Annotated in this window: 14 protein-coding genes and 2 pseudogenes; 7 read left to right on the forward strand and 9 right to left on the reverse strand. The window is 60.1% G+C overall.

Annotation, left to right across the window (positions count from 1 at the left end):
- Positions 1 to 107: 107 nt before the first annotated feature.
- Positions 108 to 270: pseudogene (locus WKW80_RS35345) on the forward strand (ISKra4 family transposase); the annotation flags it as partial.
- Between the two features lie 459 nt (positions 271 to 729).
- On the opposite strand, the gene WKW80_RS35350 reads toward WKW80_RS35345, so the two are convergent.
- The 5 genes from WKW80_RS35350 to WKW80_RS35365 all read right to left on the reverse strand — a co-directional run bounded on the left by WKW80_RS35350 (position 730) and on the right by WKW80_RS35365 (position 9,371).
- Positions 730 to 1,191 (reverse strand): hypothetical protein, encoded by a 462-nt coding sequence (locus WKW80_RS35350; RefSeq protein ID WP_340368233.1) that lies wholly within the window; start codon positions 1,189 to 1,191, stop codon positions 730 to 732.
- A 503-nt stretch (positions 1,192 to 1,694) separates the two neighbouring features.
- The gene (locus tag WKW80_RS35355; RefSeq protein WP_340368234.1) at positions 1,695 to 2,441 is read right to left on the reverse strand and encodes a Crp/Fnr family transcriptional regulator; all 747 of its coding nucleotides are present in this window, start codon (positions 2,439 to 2,441) and stop codon (positions 1,695 to 1,697) included.
- Entirely contained in the window at positions 2,428 to 3,447 is a 1,020-nt protein-coding gene (locus WKW80_RS37650) for an adenylate/guanylate cyclase domain-containing protein (RefSeq protein ID WP_422823040.1), read from the reverse strand. The genes WKW80_RS35355 and WKW80_RS37650 overlap by 14 nt, the downstream gene beginning before the upstream one ends.
- 95 nt (positions 3,448 to 3,542) lie before the next feature.
- Positions 3,543 to 6,044, reverse strand: a complete 2,502-nt coding sequence (locus tag WKW80_RS35360) for an ATP-binding protein (protein ID WP_340368235.1) — start codon at positions 6,042 to 6,044, stop codon at positions 3,543 to 3,545.
- 27 nt (positions 6,045 to 6,071) lie between these two features.
- Positions 6,072 to 9,371 carry a hypothetical protein gene (locus tag WKW80_RS35365; protein WP_340368236.1) on the reverse strand — a complete coding sequence of 1,100 codons (3,300 nt, stop codon included), beginning with the start codon at positions 9,369 to 9,371 and terminating at the stop codon, positions 6,072 to 6,074.
- Positions 9,372 to 9,663: 292 nt separating this feature from the next.
- On the opposite strand from WKW80_RS35365, the gene WKW80_RS35370 reads away from it, so the two are divergent.
- Positions 9,664 to 9,969, forward strand: a complete 306-nt coding sequence (locus WKW80_RS35370; protein ID WP_340368244.1) for a transposase — start codon at positions 9,664 to 9,666, stop codon at positions 9,967 to 9,969.
- A 995-nt stretch (positions 9,970 to 10,964) separates the two neighbouring features.
- Here the strand turns inward: WKW80_RS35370 and WKW80_RS35375 are convergent.
- The 3 genes and pseudogenes from WKW80_RS35375 to WKW80_RS37655 form a co-directional block, all read right to left on the reverse strand.
- Entirely contained in the window at positions 10,965 to 11,981 is a 1,017-nt protein-coding gene (locus tag WKW80_RS35375; RefSeq protein ID WP_340368237.1) for an IS110 family RNA-guided transposase, read from the reverse strand.
- 183 nt (positions 11,982 to 12,164) lie between these two features.
- A pseudogene (locus WKW80_RS35380) lies at positions 12,165 to 13,378 on the reverse strand (transposase); the annotation flags it as partial.
- 239 nt (positions 13,379 to 13,617) lie between these two features.
- Positions 13,618 to 13,833 carry a hypothetical protein gene (locus WKW80_RS37655; RefSeq protein WP_422823041.1) on the reverse strand — a complete coding sequence of 72 codons (216 nt, stop codon included), beginning with the start codon at positions 13,831 to 13,833 and terminating at the stop codon, positions 13,618 to 13,620.
- A 1,029-nt stretch (positions 13,834 to 14,862) separates the two neighbouring features.
- On the opposite strand from WKW80_RS37655, the gene WKW80_RS35385 reads away from it, so the two are divergent.
- The 5 genes from WKW80_RS35385 to WKW80_RS35405 all read left to right on the forward strand — a co-directional run bounded on the left by WKW80_RS35385 (position 14,863) and on the right by WKW80_RS35405 (position 19,688).
- Positions 14,863 to 16,134 (forward strand): hypothetical protein, encoded by a 1,272-nt coding sequence (locus WKW80_RS35385; RefSeq protein ID WP_340368238.1) that lies wholly within the window; start codon positions 14,863 to 14,865, stop codon positions 16,132 to 16,134.
- On the forward strand, positions 16,131 to 16,691 hold the full coding sequence (locus WKW80_RS35390; protein WP_340368239.1) for a papain-like cysteine protease family protein: 561 nt from the start codon (positions 16,131 to 16,133) through the stop codon (positions 16,689 to 16,691). Before WKW80_RS35385 ends, WKW80_RS35390 begins: the two co-directional genes overlap by 4 nt.
- Positions 16,692 to 16,700: 9 nt before the next feature.
- Positions 16,701 to 17,327 (forward strand): hypothetical protein, encoded by a 627-nt coding sequence (locus WKW80_RS35395; protein ID WP_340368240.1) that lies wholly within the window; start codon positions 16,701 to 16,703, stop codon positions 17,325 to 17,327.
- A gap of 205 nt (positions 17,328 to 17,532) precedes the next feature.
- Entirely contained in the window at positions 17,533 to 18,111 is a 579-nt protein-coding gene (locus WKW80_RS35400; RefSeq protein WP_340368241.1) for a hypothetical protein, read from the forward strand.
- A gap of 239 nt (positions 18,112 to 18,350) precedes the next feature.
- Positions 18,351 to 19,688 (forward strand): hypothetical protein, encoded by a 1,338-nt coding sequence (locus WKW80_RS35405; RefSeq protein WP_340368242.1) that lies wholly within the window; start codon positions 18,351 to 18,353, stop codon positions 19,686 to 19,688.
- Between the two features lie 379 nt (positions 19,689 to 20,067).
- Here WKW80_RS35405 and WKW80_RS35410 read toward each other — a convergent pair whose 3' ends face one another.
- Positions 20,068 to 20,865, reverse strand: a complete 798-nt coding sequence (locus WKW80_RS35410; protein ID WP_340368243.1) for a hypothetical protein — start codon at positions 20,863 to 20,865, stop codon at positions 20,068 to 20,070.
- Between the last annotated feature and the right edge of the window lie 68 nt (positions 20,866 to 20,933).

Raw genomic sequence — 20,933 nt, forward strand, 5'->3', positions numbered from 1 at the left:
CCATCACGAGCTTGCGGTTGCGTATCGGCGCGCTGCTGGCTCGTAACCTGCCCCGGTGTCCCTGTTGCCTACGGTACCAGCGGGAGTAATTTAAATAACACAGTAAGACTAAGCGGTTCGTGAAGAAGCAGCAGATGCGCTGGACCCCGCGCGGGAGCGCATTTACTGCTCCAGGTACGTACGCAGGTTCTGAACGATGAGCTACTCGGGTCCTTCGACAAGTGGTATCCGCGCTTCGGCGCCCAGTTTCATGAGCCGCTTGCAGCGTAGCCGCGGAGCTTGCTTCACCGCACACCCCCAGGAATGAGATGCTCTCCGACTTGGTTCGCCCGACCGCGCCCGCCGCCGGCGACGACAACAACCCGCGGTTCTAACCATCGCCCAACGTTCAACGCCGCGAAGCTAAAACCTGGCGGCGTTCTTGTTCACGCATTCGAGGGGGCATCGACATAAGCAACCTTGAATACCTTGAACAACGTGTCGCCAGACACCGTCGACCCATTGTTCAATGACCATCGGGACGTTGATCGCCGGACCATCGAATTTGCTGATCACACCCTCCGTACCCCCGGCAGGAGCCGATTAACGCGCGCTCGGGCGTGTACACCCCGCGCATCACGCTGGCCGCCTGGGGCGGCGCCGGCGGCGCGACGCTCGAGCCGCCGTACGAGGCGCACCGGCGCTTCATCTGTCGGCGCCAACGGTTGGCTTTATCCAACTTTCCACGCTCTAGTCTGCGCTGCCGTAGGAGCCGGCGGCATTCGCTATCGCCGGAAAGTGGGCCCCTTCGATGCGCGCGACTTCCACCAAGAACTCCGGTCCTTCGCGCATCCGCCGATACGACGTCACTCGGCGCTTTGTTTCGAGACTAAGCGGGTCATAGTAAGCGCGCGGCGGGTAGTCGCGCAGCCCCGCGCGTTCGAACAAGTTGAAGTCCGCCAGCACTTCGGACCGTCTGACAGCGCCGACGGTCAGTCCAGCGGAGACTGTTGAGCCGACCCACTGTTGTGCGGGAGCTTGCGTCTGGGCAGAGGAGCGCGCCATCTCCGCCTGAACTTCGCTGCGGCTGAGCTGGCCACCAACCGTAGAGATCGGCGGTCCCACCCAGTTTTCCGCGGGAATTGTTTGGGCATGGCCACCGACTGCAAGAGTAAGCGCCAAAGGCGCGGCCAAAATAAGCATCTTCTTCATAATAAATCTCCTGGTCAAATGCGCGGTTTGCAGAATTACACCCTACGCAATGCCAGTGTGTATTGGGCAAAGCCAAACGCGTGTGCGTTTGCGCACTTCATTCGAAAATTGACTACTTAATTGAAGTGATGATGCAATCATCTGTTTTCATCGGACCGGAGTCTTCGAAAATCAAATGTGTCGGCGTTTACGCGATGGCCTTCCGAAAGCAGTCCGGCCGTGCATAAGTCAGCGATAAGTCGACATTACGGACTACATGGCGATGTCTACTGATCGCCTGCATAGTCCAAGACGAGCGAAGCCTAAAAAGCTGATATTGCTACGAGGCTGAACGAAACGCGGATGAGTCGACTCGTCGACTAAGTCACCCATTGGGGCAGTATCTGAGTCTCCGCGCAATACTTGCGCTGGGCTTTGGCTCTAGGGTGGCTTGGTTCCAGATGAACGCGACGATCACATCGCCTGGCAGAAAACACCTGATGCGTCGTGCTCCCTTGTTAAAGTCATTTGCAATAGGAGAGCCGGGCGACGTCTGGAATGATCAAAGCTTTGTCCTTTTTGATCACCACTCCCCGGTGTGCAAGTTCGGTCATGCTGCGAGACACCTGTTCTCTGCTCGTCCCGATCTGATCAGCCAGTGCTTGTTGACGAGGGCAGGGATCGATTCTTCCGCGATTTTCTACGACACCTGTAGCTCGTACACGGCGCAACAGTTCGGACGACAAGCGTGCGCGAACGTCCAGAGCTCCAAGCTCGACAACACGGTCTGATAGCTGCCTCAACTTGGCAACCAAGCGCCGCAGCAAGCATTCCGCAAGGACGGGCTCCGTCATCATTAAGTTTCGAAAATCGTTACCAGACAGCGTTGCGATGGATCCATGTTTTAGCGCAATGACTTCGGAACTCCTCAAGTTGCCGTCAATGGGCGCGAATTCTCCGAAGACTTCTCCAGCCTCGATTTCGCGCAGCAGGATCTGACGACCGTTAACTGCAAGCACGGTTGATGCAGCACGGCCTTCCAGCAACAGGTAGACTGTTGCGGTTTCATCGGCCTGATAGATCAGCACCTCGCCGGCTTTAATTTCCCTCAAATGAAGGGAACACGCGATTCCCTTTAACGTGGCGGCGGGCAGTTCCTTAAACAATTCGAATTCACAGAGAGTCTCGACCGGAACAGTCGCTTGTTCGATTTTGACTGACGACCCGGAGTGGTACCCTACAGCACTCCTATCAAGTTCAATGCCGAACATATCTGTTCTCCGAATAACGGGCGGAAGCAAGGTCTGACGGCGTGGGAGGCGGGAAATGACTCAACTCTCGCCTGGCGCATGCTGTTCTCGTGCTGACGCGGATCACCTCCACGGGAAATGCTGTTCCGCGCGGTGAGACCTGCTCCGCGACGGCTACCGCGTAGGCACCTGTGGCTGGTCCAATTGATCGAGCAGTGGCCACGATTTCGTCGGGCTCAGCCAAGCTGCACAGACGCGCAGCAAGATTGGGCGTACGACCAACCAGATCAAATCGTCCGCGCTCAATGTCACCTACCTCGCAATATGTCAGCCCCCGATCAAGGCCAGTGTGGAGCGCGAGGGTCCCAGCTGCGCCCCCGTCGACACGGTACACCTGCCGATGGACCGTGCTATGCAATTCCAAAGCGCACGTCATGGCATTGAGGCCGGCATGGCTCGATTGGCCCTCTAGACCAAACAAGGCCACCAGCCCATCACCTTGAAGGCGAGCCACCACCCCTCCATGGAACGCAATAACCTCGCGGTAAATGCTCCTCAGATTGCGCATCAGTTCGATATAAGGCCGAGGACCCATCTGCTCGGCCAGTTGCACCGACCCTGACAGGTCGGAGAACATTACTGTCAGGATGCGCTGATGAAAGCCAAGCCCCGCAATCCTGGCCCTTGCCTCGCCCGTCATCCGCATGACACGCATTGCTGACGCATGTCGCAAAAAGGCGCCTTCTTGCTTCGCGCCGGCCGGCTGCTTTCCAGCCGTGTTATTCGCAGTTGCCGTCAGCTCGGAGCCCAAGTCGCTGAATGAGCCGTCATGGCGGGCGCTTACTCGACAAAGGCAGCTGCTCGAGGACGGGGCCCCACGGCTTGAATCTGGAGATAACGGCGGACTGCCAACGGCCAGCACGGGCAACGCTTGCGGCAGATCGAGTGGTCGCTTCTCAATGGGACTAAGTGGCGTGCAGAATGGCTCACCGGCGCTGACCGAACAGAGTTTTGAATATGTCGGCATGGCTTCCTCGTAAGGCTCCGGGCGCGGAAAGCACCCGATGAGGACCACTGTGTCGCCGTGTACGATATCGCGCCAGCAAGCGAACCTAAATCTTGCTAATGTTGGAGTGGTGGAGCCGGCGCGAAGGTGTGTATCAGAAGGTGGTAAAGCCCAGCTTCGCCGAGGTTGCGGCCCTGGGCCAGCGCGTACCGCAATTCGGCGTCGCCCAAGATCGGCTCGATTAGCTCCATGGCCCGTTGCCGGGCCATTTTTGAGATCGGATCGCGTTCGTTTTCGCTTTGGGCCGCGAATGCCTCACCAGCGCCGACCAGTTGCGCCGCCGCCTGCCGTGCGCCCGAGGCTGCGGCCACCCATGCGAAGACTTCGCAGCGCGCGCGCAGCAGATCGGCCTGCCTCAGGGCCAACAGTGAGTCGCCAGCACTGCGGACCGCCCTTTCAATATGGCCAGCCGCCACCAGCGCCGCCGTCAGCCCCGACAGCACGCGTCCGCGAGCCTGACCCTGACGGATGCTGTCATCCAGATACACGAGCAGTTCCAGGCAGCCGTCGACAGCGGCGTCTGCCTGCCCCATCTGCAACTGCGTCCATGCCATATCGGCCCTCAGCAGAAGGCGATAGCGCTTCACGTTCAGTGCCTCGGCCAACTCAAGCGCGGCCTGCGCATGTCGTAATGCCAGATCATGCTGGCCGCGTGCGTCAGCCAGCCGGCTCTCTACTCGCAGCCGTCTCATTCGATCTGCTTCCCGCGCACCACCTTGCTCCAGCTCGTGGGCGATCCGCAAGTGCGCCTCAGCGCGTTCGGCATGGCCGGCCTCGAGCTCGACTTCGGCTAGGTGCCGTTGGCAAGAGTGCCGGTGCCGGCGTTCACCGAGCGATTCGAACATGGCGTCCGCAGTCAGCATAGCCTCTACGGAAAGCGACACAGGCATCCGACCTTCGCTGCCGACACGGCCGTACCAGTGCCAGAAGCGGGCGGCCAGCATGGTCGGACACCGAGCGTTGACCAGCGGGCGCACGCGCTTCAAAAGGTCCAAGGCTTCTCCGGTGGCGCCAGCCGCACCAAGTCCGACAGAGATAAAGGTTGCAATGGTGATCGCTACCTGCTCATGGCCGGGAGCAGTCAAGGCCCAGGTCAAGGCCGCGCGCGCATTGGAAACTTCTTGCCACATCAACACGCTGTCGCGGTCGCGCGCCGCATTCATGCAAAGCTGCGCCATCGCATGCGCCAAGCGCGATGCCCAGTCGACTCCGTCAGCCGTAGCGTTCAGGGCTTCAATGGCGAAGCCGCGGGTGGTCTCTAGCATCCGATAGCGCGGACGCGCCCCGGGCTGCCGACTGATTAGCGAACGCTCCAACAACACGTCCAAATGGTCGATCAGTTGCGTGTCGCCCTCGGCCCCGACCAGCAGCTCGGCGCCCTGCAAGCTGAAACCGCCGGGGAACACCGCCAACTGGTGCAGAAGCAACTGTGCAGGCTCCGGCAGCAATTGGTGGCTCCATTCGAGCGCCGCCTGCAGGCTGCTATGGCGGCTCGGCGCGGTTCGTAGGCCACGTGAGAACAGGCGTAGCCGATCGTACAAGCGGCTGCGGACGCCCCCAAGGCCAAGCACTGGTACGCGCGCCGCCGCAAACTCCAACGCTAAGGGCACGCCGTCCAACTGGCGGGAGATCTCGACCAAGTCGACAAGGTCCTGCGCGCCTGGGTCGAAGCTGCCGCCCATTGCTACGCGTACCCGCTCTAGCAACATGCGCACCGCGCCGTAGTCGGCCGCGTCAACGGCATTGGTCGTGGGGGGCACCTCAAGCGGATTGACCCGAATAATGCGCTCGCCTCGCAAGCGCAATGGTTCCTGACTTGTGGCCAGTACGTGCACCTGTCCTGCCTCCTTGATCAGCGCATCGACGAAAGCGGCGACCGCGTCGGTCAGGTGCTCGCAATTGTCAAGAAGCAGCAGCAGTTCGCGGTGCCTGAGTTGAGCCAGGCACTGGGTCAGAGGCACGTCGCGCGGATTAACCTCCAGACCGATGGACTCGCAAACTGCCTGAACAAGTCGCTCTGGGTCAAGTACGTTGGCCAGTTCCACCTGCCAGACGCCGTGAGGATAGGCTGGCGCCACTGCCATCTGCCGCGCGGCCCAAATGGCCAGAGTCGTCTTGCCCACACCGGCCAGCCCGCACAGCGTCACGCAAGGCGCCGTTTCGTGTGCCCGGAGCAGCTCGATCAATTCGCGCTCGCGCCCGTAGACCGGCAGTGAGCGCAGCGGCAGGTTGCCGGCGGCGCGTCTGGCGGCTCCCACGCATTCTTGTGCCGGCTGGGCCACGAAGCGATAGCCCCGCCCGGTAACAGTGGTGATGGAAGAGGACCCTAGTGATCGTCGAAGTGCGGAGATCTGCACCGTCAGATTGTTGTCCTCGACGATTTGACCAGGCCAGATTGAGGCAAAAATCTCCGCCTTGTTAACGACACGTTCGCGGTGCTCAACCAGCAGCATCAAAAGGTCAAACGCCCGGGCACCCAGCGGTATGAATTCGCCCGACACGCGAATCTGACGACGCGCCACGTGGATCTCGAAGCCCTGGAAGGTCAGGATGTCCATCTCGGCGGTGATCTCCCTTGTCGCATTTCAGGGCGAACAAAGCGTGACAGGCAGGGCCTGCAGCGCACGGAAATAGATCGTAGCGTGCCAAGCCGGCGTGGCGGACGGATTGCTCAGGCGCAGTTCGGGCATCTCTCTGATCATGGCACCCAGAGCTGCTGACAACAGTTTCTTCTGCAGCACCCGGCCTGCGCATTCGTGGATGCCGTGGCCGAGAGAAAGATGGCCAACCGCCTGAGCACGGTCGAAATGGAACTGCTCGGGCAAATCCCCGAAAACCAGCGCATCCCGGTTCGCTGAAGTGACCATGGCGAACACGGCGCAACCGTCGGGCACTTGCACGTCGCAGATCGTCTGCACGCCGTCGGCGTAACGTTCGACGAGTGTCAAGGGCGGCTCCGCGCGGCGCGCCTCGTCCAGGGCCTTAGTCAGCCCCGCGTCAAAATCACCTCCATCGGTCGCCCGGCCGGCCAGGATAGACCAGGGCGTGACGCCCCCTCTGTCAGGTCGAGGATCCGGCGACAGCAGGTGCAGCGCAGCGCTGCCCAGTAGAAAGTGGGGTGACTGGCTGGCCAGCACGGTTTGCACCAAGGTGATCAGCGTTTCCACAAATTCCAGGGGACGCCCAGCGGGCGAAGGCTTGCCTGGACCCATACGCGCGGCGAGTTCCCCGATTAGCGTGCCCGAATAAGGCGAGCCGGGCAAATAGCTCCGTACCCACGCTTTGCTCAACGGCACGCTCAGCCGCGCGGCCAGGCGCAAGCCAGCATCTGCAAACACGATGCTTTCGACCGTATGGGGCTGAGACGTCTTGCCGAAGTTCAGCACCATGGTGTCGGCGAGCTTGTCGCACGCCCTCTGCTGCGGGTCGTCCTTTAATCCGATCAGCTGCCAGACCATACTTCTAGCCATTGGATGGGCGAAGGCCTGCATGTAATCAAAATGCCGGAGGTAGGTCTGATCTTTGATTTTTTGGATGACCTTCGCCACGGTGCTCTCAATTCCCGTTTCAATGGCGGCCAGCGCGGCGCCAAACGCGGCCGAATAGGCTTGGCTTACGCGTGTGTGGTCTGGCGGGTCGAGCGTCGCTATCCCGCGCAGCGGTGTGTCCTTCGGCGCTTGCACAAAGTCCGCGTCGCGCTCGAGCAATTCCTGACATCCGGCGTGATCCAGCACCCAGCATGCATTCTGGGCTGGCACCCAGACGATGCGTTTGCCGCCATCGCGCAGTAGCTGGAGCGCACGATGCGGAAATGCGAGAAAGCACGGATCAGCGAGATTGAAGTCGCACACTTCGATGCCAGATGGCGGTTTGCCCTCGATGGCTGTCGGCGCGAACGACTCAATGACTCTTTTAACCCAGGGCGAGTCGAGATTGCGCTCAGCCAGATCCTTGATAATTTCGAGCCAGTTGTTGTCGGCCAGTGTCCGCAGCATCGGCTCATTTAGCAATGCGTTCCCCAGCGGCAGGGCAGTGGTGAACTCGAAGTCCACCATTTCGTCTGTGATTGTGTCAGTCTCTGGCGAGACGCTGGCGTCAAGGTTCGTCAGCGCGGCGATGCCTGGGAAAAACAGGTATACACATCCGCGCGTTCTGACAAGAGGCGGGATTCGCGCTAACACGCGTTGGGGCGGCAGAATGGCGCTACTTGGGTCGGGAACGAGGAAGGGGAATTCAGTGTGGGTGGCGCGAATCCCGGAGATCGCGTCCGTCGTGCCTCGTATACCGCTGGCAGCTACGTCGCCCTGCAGCCACTGCCGCTGGATGAACTCGAACTGCCGCTCAATACTGGCTCCCAGGAACAGGCCCATGAGCCCGACTCTGTTCTTTCCGTCCTCTAGCCAGGAAGCGGGCATGCCGCGCCGCAGCAGCCGCCGCGAATTGGGTTGGCCGGCCACCCGGGCGCTTCGCGGATTTGCGCGACGGACATGTGCGCCGACCGGGCAGCGCGATCCGTCATGATCGTTGATCGCGTTCGGAAACTCCCAACTCGGCGCATAGTCAAAAGCGTTTACAGGATTGGCCTGTGTGTCATTGTCTGGCGCGAGGGCGAGCGGTGCGCCGTTCCTCCAGCGCCCCACCAGCTTGGCTCTCAGCTGGTCAGGCACGATCCCTAGGCGAGCTGCTTCGCTGTCGGTGGAGCTAACGAAGAGGTCGACATCTTGCTCCATCAAGCGGAGCACACCAAATGTGCCATTGCCGGCAAGGCCTTGCGGCATCTGGCCCAGGGAGCTTCCCCCATAGATACCCACGTAGTCCTTGTGCAACAGGAACTCGCCCGGGCTGGCCGTGGGCTGGAAAGTCGGCTCGGCAGCCGGGCATTGGCCACTGATGGGGGGATCAGAGAGGCCATCGGCGAATCCAAAGGGTTCCTTGCCCTCGAGCCATTTTCCAGTGAGTGTCCGCAGGAATTTCAGGCCTTGGGCCTGCCCGCCCTCCAGTGCCGCGAGCGCTTCCAAGTACGCGTCCGGCGCAGGGTCAACTAGCGAGTACAGGAACAGCACGACATCAACAGCATCGTCAGCGCGACCAAACTTCCAACTGTCCGGCGCACTACTTCCCCGGTCGAAATTTGAATCGGCCCTTGCCGCGGCGCCTTCCTTAAACGCGACCGGGAAGTGCTTCAACTCGTCGAGGCGAGCAGGCGCCAGCAATTTCGCGAGGCCAGCGTGTGTGAACGCGACCTGCGTCAGGACCTCTGGTTCGACGCCCGCCCATTGCGTAGCGGACGATACGCCCTTCCAAGGTGTGTCGTCCCTTGGGAACGCTTTCGCCAGCCATCTCCGCGCTACAGCCGCATCGGCAACGCTGAAAAACACATAGCGCCCATGTCTGGCGCGGTAGCCGCGCAGAATGTTGCCCTGAACGTCGGCGGGGTCTACCGCGGCGGCCGGGTGATCGAGAGCCGGCCGCGGGACGAAGTGGCGCGGTCCGGCGATGTCCGTGACTGTCTTGTCGGGATATGCGCTGTAGAGCGGATAATCGAAATCTTCAGGGAACAAAGTAGACTCGTTGCGCAAATAGAACGGCACGCGATTCCAGCACTGCACCCAAGCGAGGAACTCATCTGGGTGTTCGCGTACAGGCCCTGGCGGGCGCTCTTGTTTGACGACATAACTCAACAAGGTGTCAAAGACGTCGCCAAGCGCGATCACAAAGTCCAACACGTAAGGGTCAAGCGGACCGTCGAATTCAGTGGTCACCATAAGCGCGCGACCATCCCAAGACGGAATGAAGCGCGCGTAATGCACAAAGGATAGACTCTCCAATGCCCGCTTGATCTTGTCTTGCGCCAACATGATGTCCCACAAAAGCAGGGGAAGCATGTTGGGGTGAGGATCCAGCTCCAACACTAGGTTGAGGCCGTGACTGACTTGGTTGTCATGGCGGGAAAGCCAGGGCCGAGCCCACTTCGGAAAGCTACTCATCGCACCTCCGTGGCGCCCCGCACCAGCGGTGCACACGTCGAAGTCTATGACAGATTGCACTTGCCGGAGCGTCGAATACGGGCGGTGATCGGCGCCGACGAAACAAGAGCCGGCCGCGCAAATCTGAACACGCTACAAAGTGGATGGGCTGCTCCCATGGGCGAGGGTAGAGCCCGGATGACAGGAGCAGATACATGAGCAAGAGACCCGCCGCAATCACTCAGCGGCATTCAAGGCCAATGTGGCGATCGAGGCGCTGGCCGACGGCAAGACGATCGCCGAGGTGGCACTTAAGCACGATGTCCACCCCAATCAGGTGACCGAGTGGCGACGCCAGTTGATCGAGCGCGCCGCGGGCGTCTTCGGGGGCGCGACGCCGCCAGAGTCGCCGCCGGTGAATTTGAAGGTGCTGCACGCCAAGATCGGGCAGCTCACACTGGAGAAGAGAACGATTTTTTGGGAGGCGCGCTCAGCAAGGCCGGATTGCTGGGGGTAAAGCGATGATCGAGCGCGGACACGAGCTGCCGATCAAGCGCCAGGCCGCCCTTGGACAAGGTGATGAAATCGAAACAGGTCGCTATTCAAGCGATTCGCTACAAAATGTAACTATTGACGCGTGCGCCCTTGCGTGAAATAGTTGACGTATCGCGAGTTCACTGCACCGCCGCACAAGTCGCTGGGCCACGTCGAGATTCGGGGTCGCTGAACTTCGACTTGAAGGCGCTGTAGAGACATCAGCGCGATCCGGCTCGAGTGGGCTCTGAGCGTTTCCTGCCGAATATCGTCGCGCGCCGCGGCAGAGGTTGTCGGGCGCGGAGGGATCGTAGTCGTTGGCGACTACGCGGATGTGGGACCTGCGCCGGCGAGGTGGGTTGGGATCACCCGCTGCAGCCCTGGTGCGCCGCTGTTGAGCCGTCCAACCCCGACGTTGAGCAGATGCGCCGCATCGGCGCTGTCATCCGTTGAGAAGAGCTACCAACCGGAAGGAACGCACAACTTGGGGTAATGGTCCTTTTCGTGCAGATTGATACGGTTGAGTCCGAAAAGCGTAATCCGGACAATGACTTAGCGATTGCCATTTCTGCGCAGCAACATCCTCTCCGTGCAGATTGATACTACAAGGGCTTCCCCCAAATGCAAGCGATGCTCGGCCTTACGGCTTTCTCCCCGCATTGAAGGTCGCTGACTCGCAGCTGATTGGTCATGACACCGATTCTGCTGGGGCACATCTGTGGCGGAGGCAAGGATGCGGACTGGCTGTACTACAAACGGTCATTGATGCAGCGTCTGATGCCTGCGGACCCTGATGAAAGACGCGCGCGGGGGCCTCATTCGGTTTTCGAGGATGGCGCTCAAATCCTCCTATCAATCTACAGGCATACCCCGCGCAGGTCCAACCTTGCTTCATCACTTCAGGCCGTCAAGCGGCGGTGGAAATCAATTCGTTGCGACTCCTGGTTTTGAAAGGGTTGAGTTGTCGAGCCACCGGGGTCATGCCGGCATCGTGAACTGCTCGCCTCGAGACAGTACCGCCCACGCCATGCGCGCATTCTTGGCGGCGATGGCCACAATTGCTCGCCAGTAGCCGCGGCGTTCGGCCAGCGCGGCAGCCCATCGGCTGATCGCATCAGTTTTGTTCGCTGCTGAGTTGAGAACCGCTCGGGCGCCCAGGACCAGCAGAGATCGGATGTACGGGTCGCCTGCCTTCGTGATATGCCCGAGTCGTGCCTTTCCACCCGAGCTGTATTGGCTGGGTACCAACCCGAGCCAGGCTGCGAATTGGCGACCACACCTGAATTCATGTCCGTTGCCGATCATCGCCAGCAGCGCGGTAGCGGTGGTTTGGCCAACCCCGCGCAGGCGCATGAGCTGCTGGGCCCGAGTGTCGTTGCGCGCCATCTCCGAAATGTGCCGATCGTAAAGCGCGATGCGCTCGTCCAATCGCGTCAACTCACTCAGCAGATCGCCGACGACGGTGTTGCTCCACCCGGGCAGATCCTCCAGGCACGCCATCGCGTGCCTGCGCACGGTCGACGCTTTCAAAGGCAGCACGATACCGAACTCGCTGAGCAACCCGCGGATGCGGTTGATGGTTGCCGTTCGCTGATTAACGAATCCTTGACGCACGCGATGAACACTCAGTTGCGATTGCTGCTCCAGGCTCTTGATTGGCACGAATCTCATACTCGGCCGTTGCACTGCTTCGCAGATCGCCGCCGCGTCGGCGGCGTCATTCTTGCCACGTTTGCCGGAAAGGCGATACGCAGTGACGAATTTCGGCGCCATCAGGCGTACCGTGTGACCGTGGGCCATGAACTGCCGCGCCCAGTGGTGCGCACCGGAGCATGCTTCCATTCCAATTACACAAGGCGGCAGAGACACGATCAGTTCGAGCAATTTGGCTCGCGTCACGTGCGGACGTACGAGCTCGGGCTTGCCGGCTTCGTTGACAGCGTGGACTGCGAATACGTTCTTGGCGAGATCGATGCCAACGTACAAAATCGTCATGGGCTTCCCCTTCCGAGTGAGTTGATGGGACGTTCGCAACCCCATCGTGGCACTGTGTTGCCGACAGCCGCAATACGCAGCGGCTCTAGAGGGATGGGGAAGCCCCTTTCATTCGCTTTGATCTTGCATGGCAAGAGGATCAGAGCGGGCTGGCAAACACGCCGCCGATGGTGTCCCCGCATCTCAAGCGTCAGCGCTTATTCTTGGCGCGGCACCCGGCCGCAGCAGTGCCGAGGCGTACATCTCTATCCGGAATCTGTAGGTCCCCCGGAAGTTGATGTGCGCAAAGTGCACTGGCGCGATACGGCGCAGCCATGCATCGTCAATGTCGATTCCGTCCCTGCGCAGGCGCTCAACCGCATCGTCCATCCGGCTGGTGTTCCACGCGAGCACGATGTTCGTCAGCAGGGCGTGTGCTCCAGAGATCGCCCTCATTTCGTCGCGCCGTCGCCCCCGCTCTGGCGCGACCTTCCCGGTGTAGACCGCGCGCTGCAACTGATGCACCGATTCGCCGCGGCTCAACAACGTGTGGATCTCGCGACGGAAGTCGGGGATCGCGATGTAGTCGCACAGGAAGATGCTGCGTAGCAGGCGACCCAGATGGTCTGCCGCCCGATAGGCCGGGTCGCCCTGCGCGGCAGTGCCGAGCAGACGAAGTGCAACGTCGGCTCCGATTTTGCCGGCCGGATCGATGCGACAACGCGCATCAACTCGTCCCAGCCCTCGTGAATCGCCTTGCGCGACACCCGCTTGACCGTCGCGCGCTCGATAGCTTCCGGCACGGCGAAGCCTGCGGGGAGGAAGAGCTTGCGCTCCGACAGATCCTGAAGGCGAGGGCACAGGTCGAATCCGAGCAGCTCGGCGACTGACATTGCGCTGCTCGAATACCCATGGGTATCGACCGCGAGCAAAGACAGCCGGATGCGATCGTCACTGCGGTTGTGCCGCTCAACCCCTTCGATGGCCACGCCCGCTTGTCGCTCGTTGAGCACGATGGGCTGGTCATAGACGATGCCCCAACGGTCGAGCACGTGCGTGTAGATGCCGGCAGCGTAGGTGCGTCGCCGTGGATCGGTGCGCGCGCTCCACAGGTGGCGCGATGCCTCCAGCGACATCATGTCCGCCGAGCCCTTGGCGCCGTCGCCCCAGTGTGCGGCGATGGCACGCGGCCCTGGAACTCGACCACGCGCTCGTTGGCGCGTCGCAGGCGTCCGGGCGTCTCCAGCGCCCGCATCGCAACGGACACCCGTGCCGTGTCCAAACCGGGGATCATTGCCGCCACGCTCTTGGCGTCGATTGTCGGTTCCGTGCGCGAGCAGGGCGGCATACAGCGCGAGGAGTTCGTCAACGGTTTCCGCGCGGTGGCCCAGGAGCGCTTCGCTGTAGTTGCACTGGGCGTGGTCGTAGAGCCAGTGGCGTGCCGACCTCGCCAAGTCGTCCGTGTGCGGGGCGTCGGCGGCATGAAGCGCGAGCATGGCCACGAGGGCCGCTTCTGCGTCCGAATCAAGTTCGCGCAGGCCGAGGTGGTCCCTGGCCCATTGCTGATGTTCGTAGAGGGTAGGGCGGCGCTGGTAAAGGCTCCGAAGGCTGGCGATCGTGAGAGGAGGGGCCGCGGGGCCGCGAGCGTCTCGGCCACCTACTGCAATAGGTTGCGCGGCAGCAAAGTGAAGCGGTCCATGGGGCGGCCGCACGCGCGCAGGGAAAGCAGTTTAATTGCGCCTGCAACTCGGCGGTCGGATCGGAATCGCTGACGGATCGCTTCGACGTCGCCAACTCCGAGCCGGAAAAAGTACTGGAAGTCGAAGTCCGTCAGGTGAGCGGGCAGGGCTTCCAGGCCGACGAAGCGATACATGTAGTGGACATGACCGGCGGGCAGATTCAGCGGGCTGGAGACTGTACAACGCCGGCACGCCCCGTCGAGCAGGCGACTATCGACGTGAAATCCGCGCCAAAAAAATGCTCTCGGCGCAAACCGTATCAATCTGCACGAAAAGGACCATTACCCCTGCTTGGGGATGAGCACCGGCTCGAAGGAGCCCTCACGGTCGCGCGGTACCTCGATGCGCAGCCGTGAGGTGTAGTGAAGCTGTGCTTATTGCGTAGTAATAGTATGCTCGCGGTGCGTCATGCGCGATGATCGCGCAGTCGGAATTACAAGCGCGCTGGAAGTCGATGAGAATTGTCCAATGCACGGCGCTTGCTCGGCGTCGTGGTAGAGCGCACCTCCTCTCTCAAGATGCAGCGATCTGCCGTTGGCCACGTCGCATTGGTCGCGCGTCCCAGTCTTCGAGTAGTAAATATGTGCTTATGTGGACGATGGCAAAAAGGCACAGCTTTACTACGGCGTGGCGGATAAGCACAGGTTTACTACCGAAAATTGCGAAGTAATGTTGTGCTCGCATCGAGTGACGACGCGATAACTCTGTGAGTTAACGAGGTTTTGCTAAAGAGCAATAAGCATATCTTTAGTACTCCTCACGATAGTCGAGCTTATGTCTACACGCGCACGGTTCTTAATGGGCTGCTCAGGTTTTCCCATAGGGCAAGCGTTCGAGGGTATGCGCGCGGTGATCCCGTCTTGAGCTGGGAGCGCTTGTTCATGACGATGTGTTCACGTGCTGCGCTCCAAGCTGCCGCGCGCCTCGGTCCTGACGAGCTGCCGAGCCCCGACACTCTCGCACCGCCCAGCGGCGCTGCGCGCTCCGCCTCCCCCAATGGAGGGATGACTTCCCTGCAATGAGGACCGAAGCTAGCCTCCGTGGTGCGAGGAGGAGCGGCCGGAAGCGATGGCCCGAAATTGAACGGGACAGAACTGCTTCAGCTCAAAGCTGAGGTGAGTGGGATTTCTCCTTCAGCGTGCCCATCAGCTCCAGGAGGTTCCATGTTTCCTCGAAGTGCATTCGCAATCGCCTGTCTCGCACTTGCGTCTTTGCAGGTCCACGCAGAAATCTCGAAGGAGGAACTGGAGGCGCTTCAACGCGAACGGGACGCTGCCGTGGCCAAGAAGGAAATTACGGAGGCCGAAGCGGCCCAAGCTAAGGCCCGGATCGGCACCATCAGCACTGAGTTGCCCAAGGGGACCGGGGAAGCTTCCGGATTGGTGGTCGAACCTAAGATCCTGGCCTACAACGCTGTGGATGTGCTCGCCGTCCACGTCGTCGCGGAGGTGGAAAAGGCGCTGAGGACGCCGAGGACGAGGCAGGTGAGGAATGCCGACGGCACTTTGGGCAACCCGGTCCTCCTGCGCCAGGCGGTTGTCATGTTCAGTGACAAGGATCTCTACGCGATCAACCAGGCGCGCGCGCTGCGCATGGTGATGACTACACTGTCCCAGGAGGTGGCTGTTTTCAAGATTCCACAACTGGCATCTGACAACCCTGGGTGCGCGGCCGTCGCCGCTGCCGGTGCTGCGGGGCTTCCGGTGCTCGGCGCGATCGACGTCGGGCTGCAACTGGTGTCGCTGTTCAAGACCGATAAGAAGCTGCAGGGCGCGGACGTGACTGTCGACGATGTCGCCTTCGCCAATGCCGTCATGGGTCAGTTGCTTGCGAAGAAAATCGATGCTGCCCGGCCTGAGTCATTCATTGCGAGTGCGATAGCGGCGGAGGGTTTTGATGCAATTGCTGCGTCGCCGACGTTGGCGACGATGCAGACTCTGGCCGATAAGTCGTCCAACCTGGACATACAGTTGACCCGGATTTCGGACAAACGGGACGAGATCAAGGCTAAAGCCACAGCCAAGCCGACGCCGCAATGCGCGAACGCACATCGCCGCGACTTGATCATTCTCGACAACCTAGAAATCAAGGGCAAGGCGCTCAAGGTCCGTGCCGACAAGGTCATGACGGCAGCCAGCACGGTCAATGAGGTTGGAGCTTCTCTGATCCAGACCATGGCTCTGGCAGATGCGTTTGCAACGCGCTTTTCCGATGCCTATGTCCTGCAGGCCAAGTCCATTGCCGCGGGCGGGACCATCAACACGAAGAAAAATATCTTCACGACGTCGTTCTATGCGAGCGGCGGGGCTATCGCTACGTACCAACTATTAGATGGCAGTAGCGGGTTGCCTGTCGCGGCTGGCAATGTGTCGTTCTATGGGGGCAATGTCAACCTGAACGATCTGAAGGGTTCTGCCGTCCCGCCTCAGCCATGAGCCTAGTTCAAAGCACCTCGCAACCCGTGCCTGCATTTGCAGGCGGAGCGTCCGCGGCCAAGAGGATGCTCGATGTCGAAGTGCCAACGCAGGACCAGACGAACTGGTGCTGGTGTGCGGTGACCTTGGGCCTTCGGCGCTACTACTCGCAATCAACGATCACCGCGAAGCAGTGCGAGATTGCCGACGAAGTGCTCGGGGTTGGGACGGCATGCCAGGCACCGAATTCTGTCAATGTTATGCATGACCTTGCCGACGCGCTCGGGCGCTACGGGCTGCTTGCAAGTTCGGCTTTGGAAGGAGGATTGTCTTTTCAAGAGATCGTGAATCACATTGATGCGCAGCGGCCGATTGGAGCGCAGGTGCTGTTTCTTGACTCAGGCCAAGGCCACGTTCTCGTCATCCGCGGTTATCGGAAGGAAGGCGGGACAGAGCACATCTTGATCGACGATCCGCGTTTTGGGGAAGACGATATTCCCTTGGCGCAGTTCACTCAGCGTTATCGAGAATGGGGCGAGTGGACGTTGACGTACCTCACTCGATCTCCCTCAGACTAAATCGAAATCATGATGACCGTTGATGTGCTTCGCCCTCCTCCAGAGGTCTGGAGACGGATGTCGGGATGGATCAGCACGCTCGCGAGCAACGATGCATTCATGACCAGAAAGCTCTGCCGATGTCATATCGGCAATCTTTCGCTCGCCGCGCCGCAGCCGAGGTTTTGCCTTACGAGCAAAGACGTAGGCTTAAATGGCAACGTGGAGCGGGCGTACATGGTTGGCTGGAGGTACCTTGCATGTGCCGAGGGAGAGGCCATCGCGTTTGCGGAACTGGCTGCTGAGGGACCCTCGGCGATCGGCGATGACATCGTGCTCTCAGAGAGTCCCGTAGTCCAGGCCACGGCTTCAGTTCTGGAGAGCCTGAAGGGTGGGTATGACAATGGGCTTCGCACGCATGCCCTAGGGATCCTCAGCGTTCCTAGCCTCCACGCAGAGTTCATCTGGTTGCGCCATCGCAGGTCGGCCGCGAGTCGAGATCGGTTTATACCGGTGCTTCTTCCGAACAGAGGACGCTTGCTGCAGGTGTTGAGGCTCAGTGAACTTATGAAAGTGCTCGTCGATGCCAAGGTCGAGTTGAGACTTGAAGGAACGCCTGCCTTGGTGGGTAACCTACTTAAAGAGTTGCCCGCTTGAAGAGGCCTCCAATGCAGGGCAAAGCTCGACTGCATGAAGTCCCGGCGGCACGTGGCGCGCGAACGCTCCGGCCCGGGCACTTAACCCACACTGCATATTGCCTGCTATGCGATGAACGGATACAACGGTGCTCCCGCGGCGCCCTGGAACCAAGCCTTAGCGCACCAACCTGAACATCTGACGATGTCATTCCGGAGGGATTTGCATGAAGCTGCCGACCAAGGAAGTCATTTGCATCTGCGTCCTGGCGTTTACGCAGAGCGCTATCGCTCTGAATCAGTGCGACGAAGCACGGGAAAAGGCGACGACCGCGATCAAAGGTCAGTATGCCCCGTTTATGTCGGAGATCGAAAACGTGGAAAAGCAGATGGTCGAGCAGGGTCTCGATCCAACGAAGTTTCCGCAGTTCGACAAGAACGGCAAACTGAGGGTGGTAGACCTTCCGGCCCTTAGATCCGATCTGTCCGCACAGCAACAGAAAGATGTTGCCGATGTTCGCTCGAAGATCAAAAGCAGGTGCGACGATCAGTTGAAGCCAGTCCAAGACATCGTCGACGCGTCCAAGGCGGTGGCGACACTCGGCATATCAATGGTTCTTCCGAAGAGGATGACAAATATCGACGTCTCCGACGTGCTTGCTGGCCGCCCACTTGGCAGCAATAACGCCGCAATTCCAAAGGCGCGCGATGACATACTCACTTCTGTTGGGATGGGCGGAAAGAACAACGACGTCGGTCGGGTCCTAAAAAATCCGTTGCAGCCGAAAAAGTGGCTTAAGCGCTGAGACGCATCATGCGACGCGCTTTCGTTACTCTACTTCTGGCCGCCATTGCCCCCGACGGGAACGGATCGGAGTACTCCTACCCGATACAGTTGCGCCTTGGGTCAAGCGTGAGTTCTTCGGCGCCGTCGGAGCCATACCCCTATTGCTTTGACTTCGAGTCCCGGCGAGTGGAGGGATCGTCTACCGAGGTAAGGCTGAAGGCTAAGGTCATTAAGAGCCGCAAGGAATTGCTCAAGGAATTGAACATCTCCGTCTCCGCCTCGGCACGGAACACATTCTTTAGCGCAAACGCATCGTCCGACTTTACAGACGCCTATTCATTTTCATCGGACTCGATCACCTGGATGGTGTCTCTTAACGCCAAGTATGGCGAACGAGAGATCTTCAACGAGAGGATCAAGACTGACTATGCTCCGCTGCTCAAAGAACCCGTAGAACTCGCGAACCGGTGCGGTGATGAGATTGTCTCTCTTGAGTCGAGGAGCGCGACGGTTGCCGCGATCTTTACCGCCTCGAACTTCCGCGAAAGCCGCGAACGCGCGCTCAATGTGAATCTGACCGCTGAAACCGGTGCTGGCCTAGGGTGGGATGGGCGCTTTTCTTCCAGCTACCGAAACTTCGTCAAGACTGCTTCTGCCGGCGGCCGGGCCGATGTTGACGTGTGGCTGATCGGCGGCGATGGTACGAAAAAGGTTGGCGCGCTGATCCGCGACTTCAGCGACATCGATGAGGTGTCGCGGGTACTCTCGGATCAGATACAAACGCTCAATTTCTATACCGCAAAGGCGACGTCTTTTAAGACGACCAGCCTCAAGCGATACGGTTGGAAAGGCGAGCAACTTGCAGTTTCAAGGATCGACTCATCGCTGGAAGACTACTATTCGCTTTACAAGGATGCAAAGGCCCTCAAGCAACGCGCCTATGAGATCATCAGCAGCGACAGTTCCGGACGGGTTCGACTCTCCAGTTCGCAACGCGACTCCATGCGCGGCCTCCTCATGAGTAGCGACCTGGTAATGCAAAGACTGATCGATGCAGCCGAAGCCTGCCGAAAAGACGCCACGAAGTGCGTTGCGTCGACGACCTTCGAGTTGCCAGTTGCATCCTGGCCGAAGCTTGATCCCGTCGGGCGAATGACATTGCAAAGCAACCATACGAAATGTCGTGCTGCCGCAGTCATTGCGATCCCCGAAGTCAAGTTTTATTGCGACCAAGTCGCCACGTTTCAAGTCATAGGCAGATGGGCTGACGTTGTCAGCGTCGAAGCGATCGACCGGGATGGCACCAGCTTTCCGGTTACTCTTGGCCCGCCCGTCGGTCTACCAGCGCTTTACGCTCAAGCCAAACGCGAGTCTAACGATACGATCTCTGAAGCGGAGTTTTGTGAACTGACGATCGGCGAGTGGTGCGAGGATGTCGCCTCAGCGGCCAAGAGAGGGTGGTCTGCGAAATCGGTAGCACTTTCGGCGAAGTTTGGCTCAACTGATAATGCCTCCGAGGGGCTGCGTCGAACCCTAAGCGCGATCTTTCGCACCCAAGGCGGAGACAGCGAAGTTCGAGCGGTCTTTATGCAATAGCCATCGCGCCTGTCTCTCCCGATTGATCAGGGCCGATCAAGCTTAATCTGGTATTACCGAAGGCGCGTACCAGTAGGTCTCCGAAGATCGAATGTTGTTGAGGTCAGTTTCTATGAGGACTCTTTTGTCAAGCCTTTTTGATCAATGATTCGATGACCGAAGTCTCATGGCGGCGCCTTTGTATTGCTGAGCCGGGTGGGACAGCCGTGAAGTGTAGTAATGTTGCGTCCTTTGCGTAGTAAAGATGCGACCGATGCTGTTTGCGCGATGATCGCGCAACGGGCTTGCCTACTCGCAATTCGAGAGCGTGCATCTATCGGAACGCGCGCAGGGTGGGGCGAGGGGAAGGAAGGCTTGGAGAGCGCGACGTGTTCGCATCTCATTCATCCATTTCTGCGCCTCGATGAACCAGAACTCGTCGGTCAACGTATTGCGAGGGCGTTCGATAGCAAAGCCCGGGATGCATTGAAAGCAGCAACTCTGGCAGCAGCGCCACGGCTCCCTTTCGAAAGATCATGGTCGAAACGAGTTCGCGTATCCGATGCTCCATGCGGTCCATCGTCAAGGGCAGCACCCCGAGGATTTCTCTCGGGCAGTTGAGCTGTACGCTGGGCTTGTATGCGGTCAACCACCACATGAGGCCCGTCGGCGCATGCGACGGCTTCATATCAATCGAACCCGGATCTCGGTGGCCCCACCAATGCATAGCCGCCAGTAGCCAAACCGCGGCGTCAGCGAAGGTAGCGTCCATCATGATTGGCGCTTTGCGCAAGTTGCCCGGCTGTGTCGCCAGTCTGATGGCCTGACGATTTGCACGCGACATGCGGGCCCGTCTGTTGCGCAGCCACAGACGCATGAGCCGCTTGCATTCGGACTGAAGCTCTTGCTGTTCGAGCGAAGTAGGAGTGGGGAGGCCGGCCGGGCGCGGCGGCCTTGGCGCGTGCGCTTGCCATTTCCTGGCCCACCGCGTTGGCATCCGGCACGCGCGGCGCCACTGGTGAACCAACTTGTCCCGGCTGCCCACCTTCGGGGAGCCATGCGTGCTGCGCACGACTGTGTTTGCACCGCGCCGCCGCTGCCCCGCGGCGAGGACGCGTGCCCATAGCGCCTGGATCACCTTGCCGGGTAGCGGGGTCTCGGGTGCCAAGGCCCCCGGCACCAGAATCGGGAGCACCATCGCTACACCTGTAGCGCAACGGTCTGTTGTGCTGCCACGTAGCCAGACTCGCGTACGGCGCGCTCCCA

The sequence above is a fragment of the Variovorax humicola genome, assembly GCF_037889915.1.
Lineage (GTDB): Bacteria > Pseudomonadota > Gammaproteobacteria > Burkholderiales > Burkholderiaceae_C > Variovorax > Variovorax humicola.

Bases quoted from the DNA above. Each gene is read 5' to 3' on its own strand.
- WKW80_RS35350 (WP_340368233.1), bottom strand. From the start codon at position 1,191: ATGAAGAAGATGCTTATTTTGGCCGCGCCTTTGGCGCTTACTCTTGCA.
- WKW80_RS35355 (WP_340368234.1), bottom strand. From the start codon at position 2,441: ATGTTCGGCATTGAACTTGATAGGAGTGCTGTAGGGTACCACTCCGGG.
- WKW80_RS37650 (WP_422823040.1), bottom strand. From the start codon at position 3,447: ATGCCGACATATTCAAAACTCTGTTCGGTCAGCGCCGGTGAGCCATTC.
- WKW80_RS35360 (WP_340368235.1), bottom strand. From the start codon at position 6,044: ATGGACATCCTGACCTTCCAGGGCTTCGAGATCCACGTGGCGCGTCGT.
- WKW80_RS35365 (WP_340368236.1), bottom strand. From the start codon at position 9,371: ATGCTTCCCCTGCTTTTGTGGGACATCATGTTGGCGCAAGACAAGATC.
- WKW80_RS35375 (WP_340368237.1), bottom strand. From the start codon at position 11,981: ATGACGATTTTGTACGTTGGCATCGATCTCGCCAAGAACGTATTCGCA.
- WKW80_RS37655 (WP_422823041.1), bottom strand. From the start codon at position 13,833: ATGTATCGCTTCGTCGGCCTGGAAGCCCTGCCCGCTCACCTGACGGAC.
- WKW80_RS35385 (WP_340368238.1), top strand. From the start codon at position 14,863: ATGTTTCCTCGAAGTGCATTCGCAATCGCCTGTCTCGCACTTGCGTCT.
- WKW80_RS35390 (WP_340368239.1), top strand. From the start codon at position 16,131: ATGAGCCTAGTTCAAAGCACCTCGCAACCCGTGCCTGCATTTGCAGGC.
- WKW80_RS35395 (WP_340368240.1), top strand. From the start codon at position 16,701: ATGATGACCGTTGATGTGCTTCGCCCTCCTCCAGAGGTCTGGAGACGG.
- WKW80_RS35400 (WP_340368241.1), top strand. From the start codon at position 17,533: ATGAAGCTGCCGACCAAGGAAGTCATTTGCATCTGCGTCCTGGCGTTT.
- WKW80_RS35410 (WP_340368243.1), bottom strand. From the start codon at position 20,865: ATGGTGCTCCCGATTCTGGTGCCGGGGGCCTTGGCACCCGAGACCCCG.